20 protein-coding genes are annotated in these 26854 nt (G+C 51.7%); 14 read left to right on the top strand and 6 right to left on the bottom strand.

The genetic code is table 11. The features are described 5' to 3' along the window. Positions 1 to 2: 2 nt before the first annotated feature. From zipA to CFK45_RS07990, 11 genes are all read left to right on the top strand, one after another. Entirely contained in the window at positions 3 to 1148 is a 1146-nt protein-coding gene (zipA, locus tag CFK45_RS08040) for a cell division protein ZipA (protein ID WP_096085922.1), read from the top strand. Continuing rightward, positions 1145 to 3160, top strand: coding sequence for an NAD-dependent DNA ligase LigA (gene ligA, locus CFK45_RS08035; protein WP_096085921.1), 2016 nt, complete (start codon positions 1145 to 1147; stop codon positions 3158 to 3160). The genes zipA and ligA overlap by 4 nt, the downstream gene beginning before the upstream one ends. Next, a complete protein-coding gene (locus tag CFK45_RS08030; protein WP_096085970.1) occupies positions 3144 to 3752 on the top strand; it encodes a transglycosylase SLT domain-containing protein in 609 nt (202 codons plus the stop codon). The genes ligA and CFK45_RS08030 overlap by 17 nt, the downstream gene beginning before the upstream one ends. A 12-nt stretch (positions 3753 to 3764) precedes the next feature. Next, positions 3765 to 4181 (top strand): hypothetical protein, encoded by a 417-nt coding sequence (locus tag CFK45_RS08025; RefSeq protein ID WP_096085920.1) that lies wholly within the window; start codon positions 3765 to 3767, stop codon positions 4179 to 4181. A gap of 2 nt (positions 4182 to 4183) precedes the next feature. Continuing rightward, a complete protein-coding gene (locus CFK45_RS08020) occupies positions 4184 to 4399 on the top strand; it encodes a hypothetical protein (protein ID WP_096085919.1) in 216 nt (71 codons plus the stop codon). Then, positions 4399 to 5448 (top strand): AraC family transcriptional regulator, encoded by a 1050-nt coding sequence (locus CFK45_RS08015; RefSeq protein ID WP_096085918.1) that lies wholly within the window; start codon positions 4399 to 4401, stop codon positions 5446 to 5448. The genes CFK45_RS08020 and CFK45_RS08015 overlap by 1 nt, the downstream gene beginning before the upstream one ends. A 230-nt stretch (positions 5449 to 5678) precedes the next feature. Next, positions 5679 to 7463 (top strand): acyl-CoA dehydrogenase C-terminal domain-containing protein, encoded by a 1785-nt coding sequence (locus CFK45_RS08010; RefSeq protein ID WP_096085917.1) that lies wholly within the window; start codon positions 5679 to 5681, stop codon positions 7461 to 7463. Between the two features lie 52 nt (positions 7464 to 7515). Further along, a complete protein-coding gene (locus CFK45_RS08005; RefSeq protein WP_096085916.1) occupies positions 7516 to 9126 on the top strand; it encodes an AMP-binding protein in 1611 nt (536 codons plus the stop codon). A gap of 17 nt (positions 9127 to 9143) precedes the next feature. Next, positions 9144 to 10049, top strand: a complete 906-nt coding sequence (locus CFK45_RS08000; RefSeq protein ID WP_096085915.1) for an SPFH domain-containing protein — start codon at positions 9144 to 9146, stop codon at positions 10047 to 10049. Further along, entirely contained in the window at positions 10042 to 10500 is a 459-nt protein-coding gene (locus tag CFK45_RS07995) for an NfeD family protein (RefSeq protein WP_096085914.1), read from the top strand. The genes CFK45_RS08000 and CFK45_RS07995 overlap by 8 nt, the downstream gene beginning before the upstream one ends. A 32-nt stretch (positions 10501 to 10532) precedes the next feature. Then, complete coding sequence (locus tag CFK45_RS07990) at positions 10533 to 11678, top strand: patatin-like phospholipase family protein (RefSeq protein ID WP_096085913.1); 1146 nt, start codon at positions 10533 to 10535, stop codon at positions 11676 to 11678. 55 nt (positions 11679 to 11733) lie between these two features. Here the strand turns inward: CFK45_RS07990 and CFK45_RS07985 are convergent, their stop codons facing one another. From CFK45_RS07985 to CFK45_RS18795, 3 genes are all read right to left on the bottom strand, one after another. Continuing rightward, positions 11734 to 12033 carry a hypothetical protein gene (locus tag CFK45_RS07985; RefSeq protein ID WP_096085912.1) on the bottom strand — a complete coding sequence of 100 codons (300 nt, stop codon included), beginning with the start codon at positions 12031 to 12033 and terminating at the stop codon, positions 11734 to 11736. Positions 12034 to 12258: 225 nt separating this feature from the next. After that, complete coding sequence (locus tag CFK45_RS07980; protein WP_096085911.1) at positions 12259 to 13620, bottom strand: DUF1552 domain-containing protein; 1362 nt, start codon at positions 13618 to 13620, stop codon at positions 12259 to 12261. 306 nt (positions 13621 to 13926) lie between these two features. Then, positions 13927 to 16575, bottom strand: coding sequence for a DUF1592 domain-containing protein (locus CFK45_RS18795; protein WP_143247520.1), 2649 nt, complete (start codon positions 16573 to 16575; stop codon positions 13927 to 13929). Positions 16576 to 16784: 209 nt separating this feature from the next. On the opposite strand from CFK45_RS18795, the gene CFK45_RS07960 reads away from it, so the two are divergent. Next, a complete protein-coding gene (locus CFK45_RS07960; RefSeq protein ID WP_096085907.1) occupies positions 16785 to 16979 on the top strand; it encodes a hypothetical protein in 195 nt (64 codons plus the stop codon). Between the two features lie 88 nt (positions 16980 to 17067). Next, a complete protein-coding gene (locus CFK45_RS07955; protein WP_096085906.1) occupies positions 17068 to 18363 on the top strand; it encodes an NAD(P)/FAD-dependent oxidoreductase in 1296 nt (431 codons plus the stop codon). 308 nt (positions 18364 to 18671) lie between these two features. Here the strand turns inward: CFK45_RS07955 and CFK45_RS07950 are convergent, their stop codons facing one another. The 3 genes from CFK45_RS07950 to CFK45_RS07940 all read right to left on the bottom strand — a co-directional run bounded on the left by CFK45_RS07950 (position 18672) and on the right by CFK45_RS07940 (position 24009). Then, positions 18672 to 21329: a DNRLRE domain-containing protein gene (locus CFK45_RS07950; RefSeq protein ID WP_096085905.1), complete on the bottom strand. Its 2658-nt coding sequence runs from the start codon at positions 21327 to 21329 to the stop codon at positions 18672 to 18674. 320 nt (positions 21330 to 21649) lie between these two features. Then, on the bottom strand, positions 21650 to 22318 hold the full coding sequence (locus CFK45_RS07945) for an Lcl C-terminal domain-containing protein (protein ID WP_096085904.1): 669 nt from the start codon (positions 22316 to 22318) through the stop codon (positions 21650 to 21652). Next, positions 22315 to 24009 carry an ethylbenzene dehydrogenase-related protein gene (locus CFK45_RS07940; protein WP_143247519.1) on the bottom strand — a complete coding sequence of 565 codons (1695 nt, stop codon included), beginning with the start codon at positions 24007 to 24009 and terminating at the stop codon, positions 22315 to 22317. Before CFK45_RS07940 ends, CFK45_RS07945 begins: the two co-directional genes overlap by 4 nt. An 831-nt stretch (positions 24010 to 24840) precedes the next feature. Here CFK45_RS07940 and CFK45_RS07930 point away from each other — a divergent pair. Then, positions 24841 to 26841 (top strand): S8 family serine peptidase, encoded by a 2001-nt coding sequence (locus CFK45_RS07930; RefSeq protein WP_158224636.1) that lies wholly within the window; start codon positions 24841 to 24843, stop codon positions 26839 to 26841. Positions 26842 to 26854 lie beyond the last annotated feature (13 nt).

Below are 26854 nucleotides of genomic sequence, written 5' to 3'. Positions count from 1 at the left end.
ACGTGAGCGATGCACTATCGGTCATTATTTTGGTTTTAATTGTTGCCATCGTGCTAGATGGTCTCAGAAGGGCGCGCAACGCGCGAAAAAACAGCGTTAAACTCAGCGCCAACGCCCGCAAAGCCGATCGCTATTTTGAAGAACAAGGCGGCGATGAATCGACGTCCATTGTTAGCCCTGCGCGCAAAAAAAATGGCGATCTGGATACTGCCGCCGCTGACGAAACTAAGGTCAGCGAAAAGAAGGTGAGCGACAGAAAGATTAACGAAACTGGGGCCAACGAACGAACGGCCGACGAATCTAAGGCACGGGCCGCACTCGATAGCGGCGTAAAACAAGCCGCCGTGCGGCACAAGAAAAAAATTAATGTTGAGCCTTTGCAAAGCCAGCTCGAGCTTGAAGAGCCGGTGCCGATGTTGATGGAAAGTGTTGAAGCTCAGCAGGATTCGAAACCCGAGCCCCGAGCGCTGGCCGATGATTTGGCCCTTGCCGAGCTGAATCAGACAGACGAGACGCTTGAGCCGAGCCTCGGTGAATTAAGTGACCTTGACGCGCCGGCCTGCGCGCCTGAAACCTACGCGCCAGGAAAAAGCTCCGCGGCTAAAGCTAAGCGCGCAGCTGACAAAAGCAGCGAAGCGGCAGAGAAAAGTGATAACAGCTTGTTTGCCGCGTTTTCGTCAAGCCCCCCCGAGCCGGAAGAAACAGTTGATCTTAGCGATGCCGAAGAGCTGCTTATCGTCAACGTTATGGCCCCCAAAGGTATGGTATTTAATGGTGAAGCCCTGCTCGAAGCCATGACGGAACAGCAGCTAAAGTTTGGCCAGCGCGGCATTTTTCACCGCCACCTCGACGGCGATGCAGACGGCGCCGTGCTCTACAGCGCGGCCAATATGATCGAGCCGGGCAGTTTTGATTTAAGCAATATAAAAAGCAGCCAAACACCGGGTGTGTGTTTGTTTTTAAGCCTGCCCTGTGCATGTGAGGGCGCCAAGGCTTACGATGACCTGATTCAAACCGCCCACGGTTTAGCGGCCGCGCTCGGCGGAGAACTTAAGGACGAGAATCGCAGCACCCTGACCAACCAAAATATCGAACACGGTCGTCAGCGTGTACTTGAGTTTGAACGCAAACAAAAACTTCGTAAATGACATCAACAAGCCCAACGCTTGAGCACAAACAGCTTTGTGAACAATTGCATTATCACTGTCATCGCTACTATGTACTCGATGACCCCGAAATAAGTGACGCCGAGTACGATCGTTTATTTCAACGTCTACTCGAACTAGAAAAACAGCTGCCGGAACTGGCAGTAGCTAGCTCTCCGTCTCAGCGCGTTGGCGCGCCGGCGCTCGATGCGTTTAACAGTGTCGAGCACCGCTTGCCGATGCTGAGTCTCGACAACGCATTTAGCGACGACGAGCTCGCTGCGTTTGACAAGCGTGTCGCCGACAAACTGGCCGGCAGCTACCACTACGTTTGCGAACCGAAGTACGACGGTATTGCCGCAAGCCTCATCTATCAGCGCGGTGAGCTTATCCAGGCTGCAACACGCGGCGATGGTCAGCGCGGCGAAGATATTACCCAGAACGTCAAAACCATTAACAGCGTGCCGCTTAAATTAAGCGGTGAACACTGGCCGGATTTATTTGAGGTTCGCGGCGAGGTATATATGCCCTTAAAAGGGTTTGCCGAGCTCAATCAACAGGCGCTGCAAAACGGGCAAAAAACCTTTGTAAACCCTCGCAACGCCGCGGCCGGAAGTTTGCGCCAGCTCGATTCAAAAATCACCGCCAACCGGCCTCTGGAGTTTTGTGCCTACAGTGTCGGTTTTGTCGAAGGCGCTCATTTTGCCGACAGCCACAGCAGCGCCCTGGCCAAGCTCAAGCAGTGGGGTTTTTTAATTAGCCCCTTGTTAAAGCGGGTCGCGTCGATTGAGCAATGCCTCGACTACTACCGCGAGCTCGAACAACAGCGCGCGGCGCTGGCCTTTGATATCGATGGCATCGTTTATAAAATTGATGAGTTTGAGCTGCAGCAGCAGCTCGGTTTTGTCTCGCGTGCACCGCGCTGGGCGATAGCGCGGAAATTTCCGGCGCAAGAAGAAATTACCGAACTAAAAGATGTTGAATTCCAAGTAGGGCGCACCGGTGTGGTGACCCCAGTGGCCAAATTAAAGCCGGTTTTTGTCGGCGGGGTCACAGTTAGCAATGCAAGCTTACACAACCGTGAAGAAATTGAGCGTTTAGGGCTTAAGATTGGCGACAGTGTGGTGATTCGTCGCGCCGGCGATGTGATTCCCAAAGTAGTTTCTGCGGTGGCGAACAAACGCCAAAGCGATGCCCGCGCGATTGTTTTTCCAGAGCATTGCCCGGCTTGTGGTTCTGAACTTCAAGCCAGCGACAAAGAAGTTGCCATTCGCTGTCAGGCGGGGCTGAGTTGCCCGGCCCAACTCAAAGAAAGTCTCAGGCACTTCGCCTCGCGCGATGCCATGGATATCGACGGCCTCGGTGAAAAGCTACTTGAACAACTGGTCGACACCGGTTTGGTCAAAGGTATTGCTGATCTGTTTAAGCTTGAAGCCTGGCAGCTCGCTGGCCTTGAGCGCATGGGCGATAAGTCCGCCAATAATTTGGTCGCCGCGCTTGAAAAAGCCAAGCACTGCCAGCTCGAGCGCTTTATTTTTGCCCTTGGTATCCGCGAAGTTGGCCAAGCCACCTCGCGCAATTTGGTGCGGCACTTTGCATCACTGGATGCTTTGGCCGGCGCCTCGCTCGATGCTCTGTGTGAAGTCGATGACGTCGGCCCGATTGTTGCCGAGCACATTGTTCATTTTTTTGCGCAGGAAAAAAACCAGCAGAGCATCGCGGCTTTGATTGAGGCCGGACTCAGCTGGCAGACACCGGTATCTAGCGATGCCAGGGGCCAGAGTTTAGACGGCCAGACCTGGGTGCTAACCGGCACGCTCGAGTCGATGCCTCGCAATGACGCTAAGAAATTGATTCAAGCGCTCGGCGCCAAAGTCAGCGGCAGTGTCAGCAAAAATACGGATTTACTTGTGGCCGGCCCTGGCGCCGGCTCCAAACTTAAAAAAGCCCAGGAACTGGGCATAGAGACTTGGGATGAACAGCAGTTTTTGGCTTTTATTGAGCAGCAGCGTTAAAAAAATTCTCGCCGTTGCTGTGTTTGCCAGCCTTGGCGCCTGCGTTACCTCGCCGCCAAAAAATGTCGATAATATTTGCGATATTTTTGACGAAAAAGACGGCTGGTACGATGACGCAAAAAAAGCGAGCAAGCGCTGGGGCACACCAATTGCGGTAAATATGGCGTTTATTCACCAGGAAAGCCGTTTTGTAGCCAAAGCCAAACCCCCGCGCAAAAAATACCTCGGTTTTATTCCCGGCCCGCGCAAAAGCAGTTCCTACGGTTACTCTCAGGCCAAAGACGAAACCTGGGATTGGTACAAAGACAAAGCGCCACACTGGGGCGCCGATCGCGAAGATTTTGACGACGCCATCGATTTTATTGCTTGGTACAATTATTTGAGCCACAAAAAACTCGGCATCGCGCAAAATGATGCCTACCGCTTGTACTTGGCTTATCACGAAGGTATGGGCGGTTACAGCCGCGGCACTTACAAAAAGAAGGGCTGGTTGACCGGAGTTGCGCGCAAGGTGCAAACGCGGGCGAGCAAGTATCAAACTCAGCTGAACAAATGCGAGAAGCGTTTAAACAGCGGCTGGTGGTTTTTTTAATTGGAAATATCTATGAAGCGTGAATCCGTCGTTTACGGTTATATCAAAGATCAAAGCGCCGCCCCGGAATTAGACCGCCGCAGTTTTACCAATCGTGCGGTCACCGAGGGCCTGCCTGATCTCGATGCATTTATGCATCTAAACCGGGAAATGTTTTCCAAGCCGATCAGCCAGGGTTTAGTTGAGGGTTACGACAGCTATTTGATCCCCTTTGGCGCCTGTTACGATGGCATTGAATACGAGTGGAGCAGCTGGCTCGAATCGTTTGAGCACATGCTTAAAAGCATGTACTGGGTCAGTGCGGTGGTGCACCTGGAAACCGAAATTAACGGCAAGCACAGTTTTAGCTGGGAGTTGCAGCAGGGCGAGCATCGCCCCGGCGAAGATGTTGAACGCAGCCAGCTCGAGTGGGTTCACGACAGGCTATAACTATGAAAGTTCACTTTAAGTTCAATAAACGCCACAGCATGTACGGTGCGCTTATCGCTTGTGGCGTGGGTTTGTGGATGATGCTAACGCGCTTTGGCCTCAGTAAGGCGCAGTTTTTTTCCTACCTTTTTTTAACCTTTGTCTTGATTGCTGCTGTTATTGCTGCGGCAGCATTGCTAGGCTTGGTGCTCAGGAAATTACATAAAGAGAAAGACTGATGGCCGAAAGCTCGGTGCCTGTCGCCTATGTCGAACAACTATTAAATAGGGCAGAGCAACAGGGCTGTCGTATCGACTTGGTATTACAGCAGCTCGGCTTCAGTCGCGCGAAGCTCTTGCAGCAAGAGCTTCGCGCAAAAACCTACGGCGATCTGTATCGTTTAATTATTCTCGACACCCAGAACGAATGGTTTGGCCTGTTTAATGTCGGTGGCAAAGTTCCGCTCGGCTCGTTTCGCATGATGGCGCTGACCCTGCTTCAATGCAGTTGCCTTGAGCAGGCGATTCGCCGCGCCAACGATTTTGCTGCGATATGCCGCGGCATGAATACAACCTATCAGCTTCGCCCGATGGGAGAGCGCACAACACTTCATTTAGTGCCCAGTCGCGCCGTCAGCCAGGAAGACTTTGATGCTAAGCTGCAAAAGAGCGACGCCGATGAGGTGCTGACATCGCTGTTGACCTGGCACCGCTTCTCAGAGTGGTTGATCGATAAAGAAATCCCAGCGCTGGATATAAAACTCAGCTTTGATGAAGATACGCTCAAACAACCGCTCGCCTTTGGCGCCGGTGCCATCGACACGCTGCGTTTTAATCAGGAAAGCAACGCCCTGTGTTATCACAGCAGCTTTTTACAAAGTCCGATTGTGCAAAACCAAGAGAGTTTGCACGCGTTTTTGCGCAGCGCGCCGTATCACTTAGTCACCGAAGACCCCGCCCACCTGTGTATGGAAGCCAAGGTGCGCAGTATTATCAACCGCGATATCAACCATCTTATTCCAAGCGCCGAGCACGTGGCGCGTTGCCTCGGCATCAGCGTTTCCACCATGCGCCGCCAGCTTGTGAGTGAGGCCAGTTCGTATCAAAAAATTAAAGACGAGTGCCGCTTAGAGGCCGCCAAACACTTTTTAAGTTATGCCGAGCTCAGCAACAGTGATATCGCCCAGCGCCTGGGTTTTGATGAGCCGAGCGCGTTTTTTCGCAGTTTTAAAAAATGGACGGGGCTGACGCCGGGGGAGTACCGGGTTGCGTTTCGTTTGCACGAATAGATCGGCGCTTGCTGTTTTGCACTTTGCATGCTTGCTAAGACTGGCTGATACTCTTTAAATACAGCTAGCTTTTGCCTGAATGCTAAACGCAGGCCCAGAGGCGAGCGCTTAAAATAAAATAATAAGCCCGGGCAGGGCGTTTAGGCTTCGCAGCGGCGAGACCTGGCTTTGTTCTACACTAAATACGACATGGAGCACGAAGTGCGCGAGCGCTTCTGGAGTGAATAATAATGAACGATTACCAAGCGCCTCTGCGCGACTACGATTTTATTTTTTTTGAGCTCTTTGATTTTGAGCAGCACTATCAGCGTTTGGGCCTTGGCGATGAAGCCAGCCCGGATATTGTGCGCGCTATTTTTGAAGAGGGGGCGAAATTCTGCGAGCAGGTGATAGCCCCGCTCAATCGCAGCGGCGATGAAGAAGGCTGCCACTGGCAAGACGGCGAGGTAACAACACCCAAAGGGTTTAAAGAAGCCTATCAACAATATGTCGATGCCGGCTGGCCATCGATGTCTCACGACACTAAATACGGTGGCCAGGGTCTGCCCGAGTCGCTCGGCACCTTACTCAGTGAAATGGTTGGCACCGCCAACTGGTCCTGGGGCATGTACCCGGGCCTCAGCCACGGGGCCATGAAAACACTCAGCTTGCACGGCAGTGAAGACCAGCGCGAGGCGTATTTAAGCAAACTGATCGAGGGGCGCTGGACCGGCACAATGTGCCTGACCGAGGCGCACTGCGGCACCGATTTGGGTCTGTTAAAAACCAAAGCCGAGGCCCGCGCCGACGGCAGCTACAGCATTAGCGGCAGCAAGATATTTATTTCCGCAGGCGAGCACGATTTGAGCGAAAACATCGTGCACATCGTTTTGGCGCGCCTGCCAGATGCGCCGGCTGGTACCAAGGGCATATCGCTGTTTGTGGTGCCCAAATTTATTCCGGGCAGTGACGGCGAGGCGGGCGAGCGCAACACACTCAGCTGCGGCGCCATTGAGCATAAAATGGGCATACACGCCAATGCGACAGCAGTATTGAATTTCGACGGTGCGCAGGGCTGGCTGATTGGGCCGCCGAACAAAGGCCTTAACTGTATGTTCACGTTTATGAACACCGCCCGCATCGGTACCGCACTTCAGGGTTTGGCGGCGGCGGAGCTGGGTTATCAGAAATCGCTGGCCTACTGCAAAGACCGGCGCCAGGGGCGCGCCTTAAGCGGTGCAAAAGACCCGGACGCGCCCGCCGATGCCATTATTGTTCACGCCGATGTCAGGCGCATGCTGCTCAGTCAAAAAGCGCTGCTTGAAGGCAGCCGCATGCTGATTCACTACGTCAGCATGCAGGTTGATATCGAGCACCACAGTGAAAACGAAGAAGAAAAACAAAAAGCCTCTGACTTGCTTGCACTGCTGACACCCATTGCCAAGGCCTTTGTGACCGAAGTCGGTTGTGAAGCTGCCAACCTCGCTCTGCAGTGTTTTGGTGGTCACGGTTATATTCGCGAGTGGGGCATGGAGCAAAACGTTCGCGACGCGCGCATCAGCACACTCTACGAAGGCACAACCGGGGTTCAGGCTCTGGATCTGCTCGGGCGCAAAGTGCTGCTGACCCAAGGCGCCTTACTCAAGCGCTTTACCAAAGAGATACACCTGTTTTGCCAAGCAAATGAAAATAACGAAGCGCTGCAGGAATTTATGCCCGAACTGGCCCGGCTCAATAAAGAGTGGGGCGAGTTGGCCATGCATTTGGGGCTGAGCGCGATGGAAAATGCCGACGAAGTCAGCGCAGCCTGCGTCGATTTTTTGATGTACAGCGGCTACGTCAGCTTGGCGTATTTTTGGGCAAGGGCGGCCAAGGTTGCCATTGATGCCGATACCGACAGCGAAAGCATCTATGCTTCCAAACTGAAAACAGCGCGCTTTTATTATGCACGTATACTGCCGCGCACACGCAGCTTGGTTGAAACAATGAAGTCCGGCGCCGATAAACTATTGAGTTTCGAGCTCGATGAGTTTTAAACTCTGCGCCCGCCGCGCCAGCACCTAAAAACAACAACAGAGGGTATTTTGCGTGACTCAACGTTTTAACACCGTAATCGAGCTCATCGAGTCCGCGTTTGAATCCTATGCCGAGCTGCCTGCTTACAGCTGCATGGGTCGTGAAATGAGCTATGCCGAGTTGGATCAGCTCAGCCTGCGCTTTGCGAGTTATTTGCGCAACGAACTTAAACTCAATGCCGGCGACAGGCTCGCCATTCAGCTGCCAAATATTCTGCAATTCCCGGTGGCGATGTACGGCGCAATACGTGCGGGCTTGGTCATTGTCAACGTCAACCCGCTTTATACCGGGCGCGAGCTTAAACATCAGCTACAGGATTCGGGCGCCAAGGCCCTTGTTGTCCTGGCGAATGTCGCAGCAGCCGCCAACGCTGTTGTTGATCAGACACCGGTTGAACACGTTATCGTCACCGAACTTGGTGATTTACATCCGGGTTTAAAGCGGCCGCTGATTAACTTTGTGGTCAAGCATGTCAAAAAACTCGTGCCGGATTACAACTTTAAGCACGGGCGCTCTTTTCTTGCGGCACTTAAACACAATCGCGCCGACTTTAGTTTGCCGAGCACAAGCGCCGAGGATTTATTGGTACTGCAGTACACAGGCGGCACCACGGGGCTCAGTAAAGGTGCAATGTTGACCCACGGCAATCTGTGCGCAAATGTCTGGCAAATGGTCGAGCATATGCCGGTTGCCTTTGGTGAGGGCGAAGATGTGTTTGTCGGCTGCCTGCCTCTGTACCACATCTATGCGCTAAACCTGCATGCCTTAGCGGGGTTCAGCCGCGGCTGTGCGACCTTGTTAATCCCTAATCCGCGCGATTTAAATGCCTTTGCCAAGGCGCTTGCAAAACATAAATTTACCGTATTTATCGGTATCAACACCTTGTTTCGCGCCCTGGTTCGCCACAAGGGCTTTTGCCAGCTCGATTTTAGTCAACTTAAAATTACCTCGGCCGGTGGCATGGCATTAACCGAAGACGCCGCCGTCGCATGGGAGCAATTGACCGGCTGCAAAATTATTGAAGGTTACGGGCTTACCGAGACCTCGCCGGTGCTCACCGGTAATCCGCACGATGATATTCGCTTAGGCAGTATCGGCACAGCGCTGCCGGAGACCGACATTGTTATTCTCGATGATAACGAAGAGCCTGTTACCGACGGTGAGGTTGGCGAGCTGTGTGCAAAAGGCCCGCAGATTATGCCCGGCTACTGGCAAAAAGACGATGAAACCGCCAAGGTGTTCAGCGCATCGGGCTATTTTAAAACTGGCGATATGGCCAAAAAACTCGATGACGGATACTTTAAAATTGTCGATCGCAAAAAAGACATGATTCTCGTCTCCGGTTTTAATGTCTACCCCAATGAAATTGAAGACGTTCTGTGTTCGCACCCGGATATCAAAGAGGCGGCCGCGATTGGTGTAGCCGATGAGTGCAGTGGTGAAATTGTCAAAGTTTTTATTGTGCGCGAAAACGACGAGCTCAGTGAAAAAGAAGTGAAAAAATTCGCCAAGGCAAATTTGACGCCGTACAAAGTGCCTAAGATTATCGAGTTTCGACAAGAGCTTCCGAAAACAAATGTCGGTAAAATACTGCGCCGAGAACTGCGCGACTCTGCCCAGTAGCCAAACAAGGAGCCCTCATGGAAGTTCAATACCTTATTATTTTAGTTTTTGCCGTCGTCTTGATTGGCGCGGCGTGGAAGAGCGTACCCCAGGGTTCAGAGTGGACGGTTGAGCGCTGGGGGCGTTTTACCAAAATCTTAAAGCCCGGTGTCAACTTTATTGTGCCGTTTGTCGATCGTGTCGGTCGAAAAATGATCGTTATGGAGCAGGTGCTCGACGTGCCACCACAAGAGGTTATCAGCGCCGATAACGCCATGGTGCAAACTGACGCGGTCTGTTTTTTTCAAGTCATCGACACCATTAAAGCCAGCTATGAAGTCAACGACCTTAACCGCGCCATGCAAAATCTGGTAATGACCAATATTCGCGCGGTGCTCGGTTCGATGGAGCTCGATATGATGCTCAGCAATCGCGACGTCATTAACAATGCGATTCTCGAAAAAGTCGACGAAGCAACCGACCCCTGGGGTGTAAAAATCACCCGCATTGAGATCAAAGACATTACCCCGCCGCGCGATTTGGTTGACGCAATGGCCAATCAAATGAAAGCCGAGCGCGAGAAGCGCGCGCAAATTCTCAAAGCCGAAGGTGAACGCGAGGCGGCAATTAAAGTTGCCGAAGGTGAAAAGCAGGCCCAGGTACTCAACGCCGAAGGTGAGCGCCAGGCCGCTTTTCTCGAAGCTGAAGCCCGCGAGCGCCAAGCCGAGGCCGAAGCAAAAGCCACAACCATGGTCAGTGAGGCGATTGCCAAAGGCAACCAGCAGGCCATTAATTATTTTGTTGCCACCAAGTACACCGAAGCGCTGCAGCAGGTGGCCTCGGCCGACAATGCCAAAGTGGTTATGATGCCGCTTGAAGCTTCACAGCTTATTGGCTCGGTCGCCGGCATCAAAGAACTGTTTGAAGGCAAGGCCAATGTTTGAGCAGCTCCAGAGCATACCTAGCTGGCTGTGGCTGAGCCTTGGCTTGGTGCTCTTGGTGGTCGAAATGCTCGGCCTTGGCGGCTTTTTACTTGGCACCGGTGTCGCCGCGCTGTGCATGGCTGTTTTGTCGTGGTTTAGCTCGCTGCACTGGACCGTGGAAGTGCCGCTATTTGCCACATTAAGTGTGCTTTTTTCCTATATTTATATTAAGCACATGAAACCCAATGCGCTTGAATCTGAAGACCCAAAGCTCAACAACCGCATGGCAAGATTGATAGGCAAACAAACAGCCTTAACCAAAGCGACGGAACACGGTGTTGGCAAAGTTCAAATTCAAGATGCCTTTTGGACGGTAAAGTGTGAGCAGGACTTAGCGGCGGGCACCAAAGTTAAAGTGCTTGCCTACGAGGGCTCAACGCTGATTGTTGAAGCCTGTGATGAGTCGCTATAGCAGCTTATGACACGTCGCGTATCAGGAGGCCCATGCCCGGCAACGCACTTATACTCTCTGGCGGCGGCGCGCGAGCGGCTTACCAAGTTGGTGTGTTGCTCGGCGTTAGCGACATCCTGCCGCATCTAAAAAATCCCTTTGAAATCATTTCCGGCACCTCCGCCGGCGCCATCAATGCCGCCTCCCTCGCTGCACACCCCGGCAGTTTTAATCGCTCAGCACACGACCTTGCGGCAATTTGGCGCGAGCTCGAGCCAGATAGTGTATTTCGCAGTAATTTAACGTCGCTGCTAAGTGGCGCTGCAAACGTAGGTTTTAGTTTACTGCACGGCGGAAGTCGCGGAAAAAAACCGCTGGCCTTGCTCGATAACAGCCCGCTGCGCGAGACCTTGAGCCATATGATCGACTTTCGCCATATCCAGCGCAAAATTGATAAAGGCAAGCTCAAAGCCCTAAGTGTCACGGCGCTCGGTTACAGCTCGGGTGAATCGGTAAGTTTTTTTCAGGGGCAAGCGGGCCTTAAAGGTTGGCGCCGCTATCGGCGTGTCGGCACGCCTGCAACAATCAGCGTTGAGCACTTGCTCGCGTCGTCGGCGATTCCGGTTATTTTTCCAACCCTAAAGCTGAGCATGGAATATTTTGGCGACGGCGCTATGCGTCAAATGGCGCCTATTAGCTCGGCTTTGCATTTAGGTGCCAATCGCGTATTTATTATTGGTGTTTCAGGCAACCGAGCTGTAGGGCCATGGGGGCGAAGCGGCAAGTTTGTCGAGCCGGAGAACAGCCCGTCGCTTGCACAGATACTTGGGCAGATGATGAACGCGGCGTTTATTGACTCGCTAGAAGGGGACATCGAACATTTGGAGAGAGTCAACGATTTGCTGCGCCTTGTGCCCGAAAAGGCCGAGGGGCAAACCGGTTATCTGCGTGAAGTCGACACCTTAATTATTTCACCGACCAAGCGCCTCGATCGCATTGCGGCACGGAAAATAAAAGGGCTGCCCAAAACACTTCGTTTTTTTCTTCGCTCAAGCGGCGCCTCGGCAAAAGGTGGTGGCGCTGCTGCGGCCTCGTATTTATTGTTCACCCGGGAATACTGCAACGAATTAATTGAGCTTGGCTACAACGATGCCATGTGGGACAGAGATAAAATCGAAGCCTTTTTTAACAAAGGCTAGCGCCTATTCGTGGTGGATAGCTGGGTGTTGGATCGTTGCGCGTTTAAATTAGCCTCTAGTTCGACTTTGTACTGCTTCGCCGACTCTCGTTTTCGAGTGCTTTTTCAGTGATGTGATGGTAGAGCTCAATGGCTTTAACGATCAGGTCTTTATAGGCCGGGGCGGCATTTGCGCTTGCGTGGAACTGACTTGCGTCATGCAGTACTTCAGAGAGAAAACGAATATCAAACTCACCTAAGCGTTCACCGCGTTCAACTCTATCTCTAAGCTCATTAAGCCTGGGTAAACGCTGGTGATTAAAACGCTTCACAATGGCTTGAGCGGTCAGTTCGTTGCGCAGTTGTGACGGCGACATGGACAATTCCTTTTCCTTTTTAGCTCAAAATATGTATCGCAAGCACTGCCGGCAGTGTGTACAGCCTAATTGGCCTACCGCTGCAGAGCAACACGCGCATACAAACAAAAAATCAAGCTTAGTTTACCGGCCTTGTATGAAAATTCCACAACAATAATTCACCCAACTCAACAAAAGCCAGGCAGATTGATACGACTCAAACGCCCTGGCTAAAACGAGCTTGCTTTAGACGTTGGTAAAAATACCGCTAAGCGGCGTGTTGTCACCGCTCCAGGGTACAGATGTGCCAGCGGCACGCGCGATTGTTGCCCAGAGGCGCTGCATGTCGGTGCACTGGCCGAGCTTCCAGTGCTGGCGGTTGCCCTGGCTGCTCAGGTTGAGAAAACGCCCACTGCCGAGACCGTTGTTCAATAAACCGCTGGCGCCACCGATTAAACTTACCGGCACATCTTGCATATGCTCAGGCGCGCCGTCGGCCATCTCGCTGGTCAGTACCACTAAACTGTGATCGAGCAGCGAAGCGCCTTCGACATCTGGGTCGGGATAGGCGGCGAGCCTGTCGAGCAGGTAGCGAACTTTGTGTATGTACCAGGCGCGGCTGTCTTTCCACTCGTTTACATTGCCATAGCGGTGTGCGCAATCGTGAGGGTTGCGTGTCGACGACACCGACTTGATAACAACCGGGTCGGCCGAGCGGCCAATTTGCAAGGTGGCCACACGGCTCATGCCGCAGCTTAACGCAGAGGCGACAATATTTGCGTGCGCTTCGGTTACCGCATCCCGGTGATCGGCGGAGTGGATTGCAAGCTCTGATGCCGGTGTAGCGCCGGCAAGGTCACAGGCGCCGACGGGGGCGAGGGTATTGCGTATGTCGCTGACCACTTGCTCAACCGCGCCAAGGTGTAATTCAAGTTTGTTTTTTTCGCTGGCGCCCAGGGCCGATTGCAGGCTTTTAATATCTTCTTGTACCGGGTCGAAGATATGGCTGTTATCCGCCAAAACGGCCTGAGCTTGCCCCGGAGCCTGGTAGTTGCCATAGACTTGATCAAAAAGCTGATACGGGTTGTCTTCGGGCAGCAGCATCACTTTGTTTTGATAACTGATATTCCACGCCGCACCCACCATCGCGTGCGGCCCACTGTAAATACGTTTAAGAGCGGGCTGGCTGCCGGGTAAAGCATCGGCCAACACAAGATCGATGCTCGTGTGGCTGGAATTGCTGTCTCTTAATATGGTTTGCCAGGCGTTGTGGCCGCCGGTGCCGCTACCAACAATTAAACCGCGCAAGAATAGCGCCTGTTGGGCGTAGCTGCCGAGATGGCGGCTCATCTCGTTGAGCTCAAAGTTTGTGCTCTCTTGCGCGTTTGTTTTAGGGAACCACAAACCGTCATTAAAGCCCGCATACGCATCGACACCAAAACCGTCGGGTATCACCGCAAATATCACCTTGAGCTTGGCCGTGCTGTTGGCCATGGCCAGGCGGCTAAAGCTCATAGCGCCTAGCCCCGTGGCACCGAGTGCGGCGGTGGTACCGGCACTATAAAGGCTTTGTTTAAAAAAACGGCGGCGGCTCAGTTGTGTGGACATAAAATTGGCCTAAATGTTTGTAGCGAATAGGGCATTAATATAATGGCGCGGCAGAGCTGGGCCTATTGGCCCCTTGGCCAAAGCTTGGCTTAGGCCGCAGCTTTAACCGGAGCTTAAGCCGCAACTTTGGCCCGAGTGCAGGCCGGCCTAGTGTTAACAGGCCCGGCGGCTAAATAAAAAATAAAACCCAAGCGCTTGTGCTTTTTTTGCGATGTTAAGCCTCGCTTGGCAACGCGTTGGGCGTTCAAGATAGAGCGTAAAAGGTTCAACGTTTTACGCAGAGAAAAGAATCTTGCAAAACAGCGCTTATTGGCGGTACAGCAGCACATCACTTAAGACAAGATCGCGCATTAACTCGCGTATATCACCGCTTAATTCAAATGAATCGGCGATGGCCTGGATGCCGGCATCACTGTTTTCATCGGCTTCGTGGCCAGAGCTAAAGCGATACAGGTTGTCGACAAAACATGCGCGCAGCTGCTCGCTGGACGCGAAATAGATGCTCAAATCGCGCAGCGTTGAATAACTAGCCAAATACTCGGCACCGCTGTTGTCCCGCAATACGCCTGTCGCATCAATCGCCAATTGCACACCGTCGACATTAAAGCTTGTTTCCGAAGTGCGGTAGCGGCCGGCGTGATCGAAGTGTTCCATCGCCACGCCGGGCTCGTTCATTAACTGATGGCAGCTCCAGCACTGGCCTTCACTCGCTTCGGGCCCGGTAATTAGCTGCCAGCGCTCGCGGGTACTAATCGCGTGACTTGGCAACTGAATATTTGCAGGGTCGACGCCAGAGGGCACACCCAAGCTGTGACAGAGCATATTTTCGCGCATCATCTTGCCGCGCTTGACCAGCGAGGTCGCCGAGAAGTCACTGTTGTGTACTTGCGTCGCCCCGTGGTGCAACAGGCCTCCGCGCCGATCGTTGGTCGCGACTTTTACAAAGTCTGGCTCGGCAGAATTAATGCCGTAGTGCTCCGCAAGCGCGGCGTTGACAAAAGTAAACTCAGGGTTAAATAACTCGTCGATTGTCGCTGAACCCCGGTTAAATAAATCGGCGATAGCGAGCTGTTGCTCTTGCTGCATCGCATCGATTATTTCCCTGGTTAAACCCGGTTTTTCTGGCAGCCTTGCGTAGGTGTTGGTGTAATAGCGAATAAACTCGGCAAAGTGTGTGGCAAAGCGCGCATCGCTGAGCATGGTATCGACGTGATCGCTTAGCCCTTGTTTGCTATTTAATTCGCCTTGCCCGGCGCGCTCGAGAAGCGTTGAATCCGGGCTTGTGCCCCACAGGCGAAAGCTTAAATGTGCCGCGCGTTCGTACGCGTCAAGTTCGTAGCGCTTGTCGTCTTCATTCCAGCTGCCAAGTTCAATATGGTAAAGAAAATACGGCGACATAAGCATGGCGTTTAACATCGAATCGGGGCCGTGATCCTGTTGATAGCGCCGATAGCGCGTTAACTGCTCGTTACTGGCTGGGCGCCGGAACAGATGTAAAATAAGCTGCTCAATGGCGTTGTCGGCGCAGCTTAGCCCGCAGCCGAAGCGGCTTAAATCGGCTGCTTGGCTAACGGTACTGGCGAGCTGTTGATACTGCCTAACTTGTGTTTCAAGTACCACGCCGCGATCACTTTGTGTTGCGTATTTAAAATCGGCATCAAAGCGTGCCGGCGGTAATTCGTCGTGCGCAAGTTCCACGCCGAGTACATCCCGAATAATGTTTTTATATTCATAGGGGCTTAACAGACGTATACCGCGAACACCCAAAGCGCGCGCAGATGTTTCTTGCTCAACATAACCCCAGCGCTGCCATATCCACGAGGCAAGGGTTTGTTGGCAGGCGTCTGTGCACTCGGGGGCCGGCATCGCCGCGACTTTAGTTGAAAACTCGTTAAAACTGCGTTCGGCCCAGCGGCTTTGAACCTGGCTTAGCCACAGATCACCACCAAGGCCCGATGCAACGTGGCACGATAAACAGTGCTCATTAAATAATGCCTCCGCCTGCGCAGTTAAATCGTTCTCGGGCGCCGAATTATCCGGAATCGAATTGTCCGGCGTCGAATTGTCCGGAGTTGAATTGTCCGGAGTTGAATTGTCCGGAGTTGAATTGTCCGGAGTTGAATCATCCGGAACCGTGGCAAGACAATCGATCGAGCTCCAGGCCTCTTGCCAAAAAAGCCCTTTGCCTGGCTCATAGGCCCAACTAGCTGGGCTCGAACACCAACCGGGGATCTTGCAGCGATAGGCGCCCGTGTTATTAAGTACCTCGTCTCCCAAAGCGTAAGTTGCTGCTTTTTGCCAAAGGCGAGTAGGGCACATCGGCAGATCCGGCGAAAGTCCCGGCGTCTGTGTTTCACCTTGATCATCATTTGGCTCGGTGATCGAACTGTCACCTTGATCGCCAGAGCCCGCAGCAGGAGGCCGTTCACCTGAATCCGGGTTGTTATTATTCTCGCCGGTATTATCGCTATCAGAGCCAGCGCCCGCATCGGGCTCGTTTTGCTCAATAGCGATTAACTGATAGCTGCCCGGGTAACGTTTTTCGATTAACCAATGGCTAATGTCCTCGGCGCAGTTAAGGTCACACAGGGCGGGGTTACTCGTTGGCATGTTTTTATAGCTAATATCGGCAATGGCATCGGCATCGTTGGCATTGACAAACAGTGCAAATGCGCCGCCTTTGCCGTCGCGGCCGTGACAAGCTTGACACTGAGCAGCGTAAAGCTGGCCGCCGCGCTCAAACTGCTCAAGCGTCAGTTTCGGCAAGTCTGTATCTTGTGGGTTAACAACGTTGCCGCTGTTGCCCGGCGGGCCGCCCGGTTCGGTTGCTGGCTCGTCGGGCTGGAATTCCAGCGTATCGCTGCTGTCAATATTGATGTCATTACACGCACTTAATAGCAGCGCAAGCAGCAATGGTTTCAATACTAGGATTTTGCGAAAAAGGGGCAGGGCCATGGCGCTTCCGAATACAAGTGGATCTTCCTGCCACTGTATCGCTCTGGATCAAAGTGCGGCATTGTCAGCATGGTTAAAATTCGGCTTAAGCCATCTGACACAAGGCTTGTTAGATAGCGTGCCATTTTTCCGAAGTTAATGTATGCACTATATCTTGACGCTAGCAACTCGGGCCCCTATGGTGAGCCTTTTGTATAAGGGAATAAACTATGAGCTGGGAAATGCGCCATCCGAAACTGGTTGTGCACCGCGACGGACACGAAATTGAACTTAAAGCTGGCACCTGGGCAGAACCCTACGAAATCAGCCCCAAAATTCATCGCGGAACCAAAGCAATTGAATCAGTTCGACTGATACGCGAAGGCATGAACTATGCGCGACGAGAAATGCAGGTCACAGCTTAAACGCCGTTATTACACGCTACATCATGCCCGAAGCATGAGTGTTTAACACGCAGTAAACTCATTCCACTCATTTAAGCTAAGGCACACCATGCAAGAAAGTTGTAAACGCATTGTTATTGTCGGCGGCGGCGCCGGCGGTCTTGAACTCGCCACGCGTCTGGGCCGCAAGTTTCGCAAAGACCCGTCTATATCCGTTTTATTGTTAGACAAACACCCCTTCCATATCTGGAAACCGTTGTTGCACGAAGTTGCTTCGGGCTCATTAAATGCGGAAACCGAAGGTATTGATTACCGTTTGCACGCTCGCAATAACGGTTTTGAATTTCAGCTCGGCTGCCTTGAGGGGCTTGATCGCGATGCGCGCACGGTGGCACTTGCCGCCATTGTCGACGATGAAGGAGAGGTGCTGGTACCCAAGCGCAGTATCGCCTTTGATTATCTGGTCATCGCTTTGGGTTCAATTACCAACGACTTTGGCATCGAGGGCGTCAAAGAGCACTGCTTTACCCTTGATGAAACCAAACAAGCCAATATTCTGCACAAGCGCATACTCAACGAGTTTTTGAAAATCAAAGCGCTCGGGCAGCAGCGCCCGCTGCGGGTTGCGGTTGTCGGCGGCGGTGCAACCGGTGTCGAGTTAACAGCCGAGCTATATCAACTCGCCGAGACTCTAAATACTTACGGTTTCAAGAACGTTGACCGCAGCTCCATTCAGGTTGAGTTGGTTGAAGCCTCCGATCGTATTCTTGCAGCGTTACCAGAGCGCATATCTAAAAAAGCCTCGCAAATTCTCAGTCAACTCGGCACAAAAATTCACTGTAAAACGACGGTTAGTTCCGTTCAGGCCGGTGGCCTGGTAACCGCCGATGATTTTATCGACGCCGATATTTGTGTGTGGGCAGCCGGGGTGAAATGCCGCGATTTTCTGCAAAATATCGGTGGCTTAAACACCAATCGCATACATCAAATCGTTGTTCGCGAAACATTGCAGAGCGAAAATGACAGCCAGATTTACGCCATTGGCGACTGTGCATCACTGACCTTTGAAGACGGCAGCCGTATACCGCCGCGCGCACAAAGTGCCCATCAAATGGCCACCTGCACCTATAAAAACTTAGTTCGCCAATTAAAAGGCGAGCCGCTGGAGCCCTTTAAATACAAAGATCACGGCTCGCTGGTATCTTTTGCTGAATACTCTTCGGTTGGCGTGTTACAGGGTGTACTTGGCGATACCGTATTTGTTGAGGGCAGTATTGCTAAACGGCTCTACGTTTCGTTATACCGTTTGCATCAAATTGCCTTACACGGCTACACACGCACAAGCTTATTAATGTTGGTAGATCGAATTAACCGCCGTTTACGCCCGGTGCTTAAACTGCATTAATTGTTTTAGATAAGCCCTTAACGTGCCAACGCTTGCGCCTTATATTTCGGTGGTTATGCCAGGCCGATCAAAATAAAAAAGCCGCCCAAGCTTTTACTATGGGCGACCTTTTTTAGCTGAGCTTGTTTAACTGAACTCGTTTAACTGAACTGGTTTAGCTGAAATGACTGAGTTGAACGCAGTTGGTTGAACGTTCTTGGTTGAGCGTAGTTAGTTGAATTTACTTAGCTGAGTTTTAGCTGGCTTTAACTGTTCGAACCGCTTAGTCGCCGTGGATGACACGGCGGCTAAGCGCGCAGCGATTGGCTTTAATTAGCGCACTGGCTTTTGTTGTAGCGAAGGCGCAGCAGCGGGCCTTTACCGGATTCAAGGTCGTGAATATCCAGGCCATTACTTGTGCCGCCGGAGGCAATAACAAGCCCATAGTTATCGCCGTTTAACCACTGTTGCACAGCCGCAACACCCGAAGCATTAAAGCTTACTTTATATACGCGCGTCGACCCCGGCACAAAACTGCCGATGTTTTGGCCGTGTAAATCATTGCCGCCGACGGAATTCCAGGTAGCAGAAGCAGCAGACCAAGCTTTGTTGCCAGCAAAGAGATTGTAGTTGCCCGATGATGCATCAAACACATCAAGGTCAAGCTCAGCGCTTTCTATCGTTGCGCACGCGGGCACGGCCGACACATCCCACTTTATTAAAATTTGCATTTCGCCGTAGCTAAGATCGTATCCGTCGGCGAGCAGCTCGTAGCCATCTGCTTCAAAATTTGAATTGCTGTGGCGGCGGGAAATATAGGTATCTTCGCTGCTGCGAATATCAATACTTTGGCTCACATTGTTATTTGAGCTAACACTAAGATCTTTACTGCGTGTTGCGCTGGCGCCGTCATTATCGCTAACACTTAGTGTTACGCGGTAAGTTCCCGCACGCGCGTAGCGATGCCTGGGGTTTTTAGCGCTGCTGCTATAGCCGTCGCCAAAATCCCAACGCCACAAAACAACGCTGCCGTCACTGTCGCTTGATGCGTCGCTAAAGGCAACATCTAACTCGTCTGCGCGGCTTGAGAAATTCGCCGTCGGCGCCTGGTTGCTGCTGCCACCACAGTTATCTTCATTGTAAGTAACACGCAACACCGGCGCTTTGCCCGATTCTCTATCGTTGATATCAATACCGTTGCTGGTTCCCGCCGAGGCGATAACAATGCCGGCGTTGCTGTTGCCGTTAACCCAGCTCTTAACCATGTTTGATCCGGCGGAGTTTAATTGCACACTGTAAAAACCCTTGGAGCCCGGAGTAAAACTGCCGACGGCCTCGCCTTGCTGGGCGTCGCCATTAACGCTATTCCAGCTTACCGACGATTCTTGCCAATTGTTTGTGCCAGCAAAAATACTGTAAGAGCCCGAAGACGGATCGAAAAGATTGAGCTCAACTTTTACCAACTCGATGCTTGCACAACTCGGAATCGCCGAGACATCCCAGGCTATCAAACTTTGCATTTCACCGTAGTAATTATCCGCGCCGTCAGCGAGCAGCTGATCTGACGAAGCGTTGTAATTGTTATTGGCATGCGCACTGGAAATAAATGTGTCCATCGACGCTTCAATACTAAGTGTCGTAGCGTTGCCAGAACCTGCTGAACCTGCGAGCACACTGCGGTTGTTGGCGTCGCTTTCAAGGGTCATAACATCACCGACATTATTCGCAACCCACCAGTTAACGCCACTAGGCAGCGCTGTCGCGTCGGCATCGCGTGTGGCTTTGCTTAAGCTCGCTGGCGAGCCGTTAAATTGTGCGGTTCGCAGCTGCATTTGTGTAGCATCGACGCTAATCACTTTAAACTGCTGAATGCTTGCCAAATCCATCGTCCAGGACTTGGCGTCATTAGCCGAACGCGCCGGAGCACCCCAGCTGCCTTCACCAACATAAACAGTTCCGGAGCGAACCCCCTGGTCGGCACCGGCAAAACCATTGCCGCTTGGTGCGACAACTTCGGTCAGCTTAGTTAAGTGTGTGTCCGACTCAACAACAAGGTTCATACCGTAGTCGTAAAAATCTTGCGCCCACCAGTTAAACAAGGTGTGGTTGTCGGATTTGCCGCTGTAGTGGGGGAACATCGGCTTGTGGTACTGGGCGATGCGCCAAATGGCCGAGGCGCCATTATTCGCTAAATCGCTGCGCAGCCAATTATTTTGCGCATTCTGCAAACTTGAGCTTCGATTCATAAACTGCGAGTTTAAGGTGTAAATACGCAAAAGCGGCGAGACATCTACAGTGTAAAACGAATCGTAGGCGGAGCAGCTGTTATTGCGATCGACATCCACACCGAGCATTTTACAGATGGTGCTGATATCGCCATCTTCGTGGTTGCCGTGGGTGCTGATCATCGGGTAAATACGTTTATAGCTCAAGCCATCTATATTGTCGCTCGAATACGAAAGCTCCCAGTCGATCAACCACTGGCGCCACTGCGAATAATTATTTGCATCGGTAAAGTCACCACCGTGCATAACAAACAGCGGGCGAACTTTCGCGATTAAACGGTTTCCGTCCTGGCGATTGGTCCAGCCCGTGCGAGTATCGCCACCTGCGACAAAAACAAACGGCGAATTGTCATTCGCGGCCGTTTTAAACCAGAAGCGCTCGCCACAGCCACCGTCATCACAGATACGAAAATACACTTCTGCGTCGGGATTTAAATTATTTAAACGTACGTGTTTACTGGTAATTGAGGCCATGCTCGATGTAAAAGTTACCGGCTCGCTGTACCAGTTGTTTTCATTGCTGCTGTAACCATAACTGACGTAAGCATTGTTATTACTGCCATCGGCAGTAAAACTAATGGTTGCTTCACTGCTGGCATCGCCTTGCCAGCCCAGGCGCACCCACTTGCTGTCGGCTTGGCTGACATGCGCAGCAAACATAGAACTTAACGCCATCGCGGCAGATAAAAATAGTTTGTTCATTTTTTCCTCAAATAGAGATAGATCGCAGGGATTTTTGTGTTTGTGTAAAGAACAAATCGTGATCAGAAGCTTGGGCTCTTCCTAGCTTATCTACGGGCAGACAAAGAGCTGGCTCGAAGCATAGGCTGTGAATATGAAAGGCGATGGAAAGAAATATGAAAGCTGAATAAAACAATTGTTTCAGTGCGTGCAGCGCGACAAGATAAGCGTGTACGCGACAAAGATAGACTCGGCGCCTACGGTTATTCTTCAAGTTTTCGGGCCAGGGCGAGTGCTCCGGCCACGTTGTTGATAGCGCATTAAATGACGAGCCCGCCCATTTAACGCTGCTTTGCTTTTAGTGCTTGTTCTAATTTGCGTGTTAATTTCTTATCAGGCCGGCTAACAAGGCGTACAAAAGCCGCGTTCCTATAGGGTATAACCCGTTGCTCACCGCTGATAAAATCGATAGCAACAGCGCCGTGGCCAAGGTGCTTATATACCCCCGTCAATACACGCTCGTGTTCCGAGCTCCAGTAATCGCCGCGCTTAGTATGTGGAAAAAAATCATTGTAGATGCTCGCCTGGCCAGCTTTAGGTGAAGGGTTAACAATGGAGCGAAGTTCCACCGCCGAGGGTAAACGCCACTGGTCGATACCGCAGCTCGCTTCATTGTTGGCGCGGCGAATTAAATCAGCAGTATCACAGCGATCAAGTTCAAAATAACAATCGCCGCCGTTTTCAACGCCGTATTGTTGCTGCTGCCAGGAATAGGTCCAAAGCGCATCGTGAATACTTTCATCATCGCTTTTATTTTCCCAAACCAGCCCGGTCTTACTGTCGTAAATACAGGCCCAGGGGCCGTGCCAATTATCTACAAGTTCACCGAAACGATCGATTTTTACAAATCGCGCAGGCGCACTTTGCTCAGGTACATGTTCGTACAGTGAAAAATAGATAACTACCGCAATAAAAATTAGCAGCGCCAAGCGTTTGCAAAAAGGCATCATTGTATATTGAGCTCGATAGGGCGGGTGTGACGGGTGTGAGCAATTTGGCTGCGATCAAAAGCCGCCACCCACATGCAAACGCCATCGCTGATTGCAATATCTTTGACCGATTGTGTATCGAGTTTTCGAAATAATTCCAAAGACCAATACCCCTGTTGCCAGCGCGCAAACGCGCGCACATGAGCGCGATCACCTTCAAACTGGTTTGATACATATAAAATCGAAGGCATGATGCTGCCAGGTGCGTAATCGTCTTGCTGGGCCTGATAGGCCTGACTATCAAACCAGGGCAGCACCCAGGGCGTCGCTTGTGCTGAGTCTGAGTCTGAGTCTGAGTCTGAGTCTGAGTCTGAGTCTAAGTCTGAGTCTAAGTCTAAGTCTAAGTCTAAGTCTAAAGAGCTTAACGTCGAGAACGCTGCGCTCTCGTTCGCTAAGCCCTGATACGGCGCGAGGTTTTGTTTGTTGATGGCCAGGCGCTTGGGCACAATACCGTCACTGTAAAACCACTGCCAATTCATTTTATAGGCACCGGATTCTTTGGCGTCCTGCTGGTAACCGGCGGTATAACGCCTTTCACCGGCGCGGGCTTCTACCGGCTCGCCGATATAGTTGTCATCCATCAGTTGCATGCTGTTGCTTCGCACCGCCTTCCACTGCCACAAATCAACCAAGCCGTGTTTGCGATAGTGATAACCTTTGCCTGTCCAGTGTTTGGGTTTGTCCTTTAAAGGTTTGGGGCCAAGATGAGCGGTGCCTGCGGCATTTAGTTCACAGCTGTCGGACAAAATCACCGCAAACTTATCTTCGTAGTAGCGTCGTTCGTCAAAGTCTTTGAATCCCTGCTGCAGCACTTTCCAACCTTGTTCGGTTTTTATCAGCGGTAAATGTTCCAGGCTTTTAGTCTCATCGCGCCAGCGAAAGTGCATATAAATATCGTGGCCATTTTGCAAGGCCCGTATAGTTACCGGGGTTGCGCCGCTGCCGTGTTCAAAATTCGCGCCGCTATGAGTCTGAACGGTGATGGCCTCGGCCTGTTGCCAGAGCGCCTCGGACATTAAACCATCAATTTCTATATGTTTGTTTTCATCAATAGTCAGCACCTGTAACTGATGATGTTGCTGAACGATCACCTTGATAAAGATCACGAGCAGCACACACATCAACAAGCTGATGGCAACAGTACGCCGTGTTAGTTTTAAAAAAGGTTTGCTGATCCAAGCTAATATTGTTGCACCGTATTCAAGGTAATAACCGGCGCTGTGCAAAACCAAATAGATCAGCATAAAAACGGCCGCGTAAAAATGTACTTTTTTTATAGCGTCGATGGCGCTTGATTCTGGCTCAAAAAACAATAGCCAACCACTAATAAGTAATAGGCTAAGTGCCACGCGCATGCAGTAGCTAAGCACGAGTTGAAAGCGGCCACTTTTCTTTTTTAGTTTTGGCCTTAAGGTGTTGGGCAGCGCGCGACTTAGAGACAGCAAAACATACAGAAGCGCAACAAGGCTGATTAACGCACCCGCATACAAGTGCAGAGCATGCATTTGCCCCTGAGGTAAAAAATGGTTTAAGGCAAGTAAAAACGGGTAGTCAAGTACGGCAATGCGCAGGCCCGTTGCAAGGGCGCTTAACACTGCAACGATCGCAAGGGCATGCAGCAAGGCCCAAACACTTTTCTTGGGAAACAGCATGGCGGTGGTTAGATCAGAAAAAATAAAGCAAAGCGATAGATTTAGTCGGGAGTTAGTCAGGCATTAGTTGGGTATTCGCCTGGCGATAGATTGAATCTGGCTTAGACAACGCGCCGCATGCTAACCGGCCTATATGACAGATAAATGTAATTAGTATCCAAGCAGCTGTCGAAGAATAACCATCGTTACGATTTGTATACAACTTGATCGCTTTACAGACACAGGTGTGCAAAAGCCAATGGCGCGCAATTTTTCAAACATGCAGCAAATTAAACACCGTTTTATCTAAGAGTAGGGCACTGCCAGAGCTGCTTAACAAAACGTCGCGGCTTTGAGTGCCAGCGCGTAATTTGCAAAGAACTCCGCCCACTTATCTAAAGCTGGGCATAAATGCAGCAATGCCAGCCATCAAAAGGCAAGGCCTGCTAATAAATGCTCAGAAACATCAAAAAATAAACGTCCATGTTGCGCAGCTAAGCGCCAGCGCGTTGAGGCGAGTTGTCAGTCAAGCGTCGATTTATTGTGCGCGCAATACACGGACGCATGTCTTTGTAGCAGCCGACATTAATTTGCGCGCCTAAACCACATGTGACCAGCAAAGATCGCTTTTAAAGCGGCAGACTTAAGCTGCTCTGGCAGCTTTTGGCTTTCTGGGTGATCGTTGTTGTTTTTATTTTTTGCTGCAGCTGCAAGCAGGCAATAAAAACCCCAGGCACATGTGATTTCTCAGCAGCTTAGAACGGCCATGTTGTTTTTTTAATTAGAACAACAACGTCGTTTCTTTGCACAAGAATCAAAGCAAGCTAGAGGTAAAATAACCACATGAAGTGTATGAATAAGAGTCTACTGCCCATCGCCGTGAGTGCGTGCGTATTGGGTTTAAGTGCAGGCGTACAGGCTGAACGCTACGCGGAATTATTCGCCAGTGAACAGGAATATCAAAACAGCGACCCACTTTATTTTATGCAGTGGCACCTGGATAACACCGGCCAACGCGCGGCGGCGAAAAACCCCGGCGATGCTGGAAACGATATCAATACCACCGCCGCTCACGTTGACTACCGCGTGCTTGGTGAATCGGTTAAGGTCGCCGTGGTTGATTCGGGCATGGCCATTGCCCACGAAGATCTTGCCGCTAACGTATTACCTGGGCGATCGCGCAACTACGTTGCCGGCGCTGCCGACCCAACAGACCCTACGCCACCGCGCTCTGAAACAGGTGGTGATCACGGCACGTCAGTGGCCGGCCTTATTGCTGCGCGTGGTTTTAACGGCTTAGGCGGGCGCGGTGTTGCACCACTTGCCAAATTGATGGGCTTTAACTGGCTTGAAAGTCAAAGCTATGAATCGTGGGTTGAAACCCATGGTGGTGCGGGTGTAACCGACGATGCGCGAGTCATCAACCAAAGTTATGGTTTTTCACCAATCTGGCCTGTTAGTTTCGACAGTGTCGACAATGCCCAAGAAGAGTCACACCTTGCCAGTGTTAATCGCCGGGTTAATCAGGGCAAAGGCATCGCGTTTGTAAAATCTGCCGGTAATTCGTTCTCGTACTTAAGCAACGTTGCCAGCGTATTTAAATACAAAACCGGCGACGGCGCGAGTGGGCCTCTGCCGTGGTGGTGCAGTTTTTACCCGAGCTCGCCTCAGTGTCAGAGCTCAGGATCGACCTATACCCCAGATTTTATCTTTTCTGCCGATGCGCGTGATACCAGCAAAAGCCAGGCGCAAAGTTTGCCTGCGCAGGTAGCCGCGAGTGAGCCTTCAAATGCGAGTTTCTACCACACCACCATTTCTGCACTCAGCGCTGGCGAAAACCGCGTTTCCGGGCGAGGTGATGGCGATGTACTTTCTTCGTATTCAACCGTTGGTGCATCCGTTTGGGTGTCCGCCCACGGCGGTGAATACGGCGATGACAACCCGGCAATGGTCACAGTTGATATTGAAGGCTGTAACGCCGGTTACGCCTCAAGTGGCGCCAGCACAGCGTTTAATAACGGTAGCGATCGCTTAAACGACGAGTGCAATTACACCTCGACCTTTAACGGCACGTCCTCGGCGGCTCCGGTTACCTCGGGTGCCTTTGCACTTATTTTTGATGCCAACCCAGATTTAAGCTGGCGCGATGCAAAAGACATCCTGGCTAAAACCGCAAGTAAAATAGGCAGCAATTTCCGTCCTATTGTTGTTGATACTGGCTTAGGTGACTTTGTTGCTGAACCGGGCTGGTTCACCAACGCCGCCGGTTACCACTTTCACAACTGGTACGGTTTTGGGCGCGTTGATGCCAGCGCCGCCGTTGAGCTTGCACTTTCACCAAGCTACGAGCCGCTGCCGCCTTTGCAGGTGACAAGCTTTATTCGTGCACAATCCGGTTCGGCCAGCCAAATCCCCGAAGGGCCGCGCGGCGTTGAGCAAGCCATTTACGTAAACGATGTGTTAACCGTGGAAGCGGTGCAAGTGAAGCTGAGCATTCAACACGGTCGCGACGCCGACCTTGCGGTTGAACTTATTTCACCTGCCGGCACCAGCAGCATGGTATTAACGCCGCGCAGCATGTTTGTACTCGATCAGGGTGAGCCCGTTGCCAGCGATTTAAAACAAGCGCTCAATACCCAGACCGACTTTAACAATACGGTGTTTTTAAGTAATGCGTTTTACGGTGAAGACGCACAAGGTGAGTGGACAGTTCGGGTTACCGATACCAACTCTGGTGAATTCAGCTTCTTTGGCTACAAGCGTGATACGCGTGAATTCAAAGAAATCACTACCGAAAATAACAGCCAGCTCGGTCGTATTACCGCTGCATCGCTGCGTATTTACGGTCACTAAGCCCAGCCACTCA

The sequence above is a fragment of the Agaribacterium haliotis genome (assembly GCF_002312815.1).
GTDB classification, from domain to species: domain Bacteria; phylum Pseudomonadota; class Gammaproteobacteria; order Pseudomonadales; family Cellvibrionaceae; genus Agaribacterium; species Agaribacterium haliotis.
The sequence above is the reverse complement of the archived record's forward strand: the minus strand, read 5'-3'. Positions and strand labels throughout refer to the sequence as shown.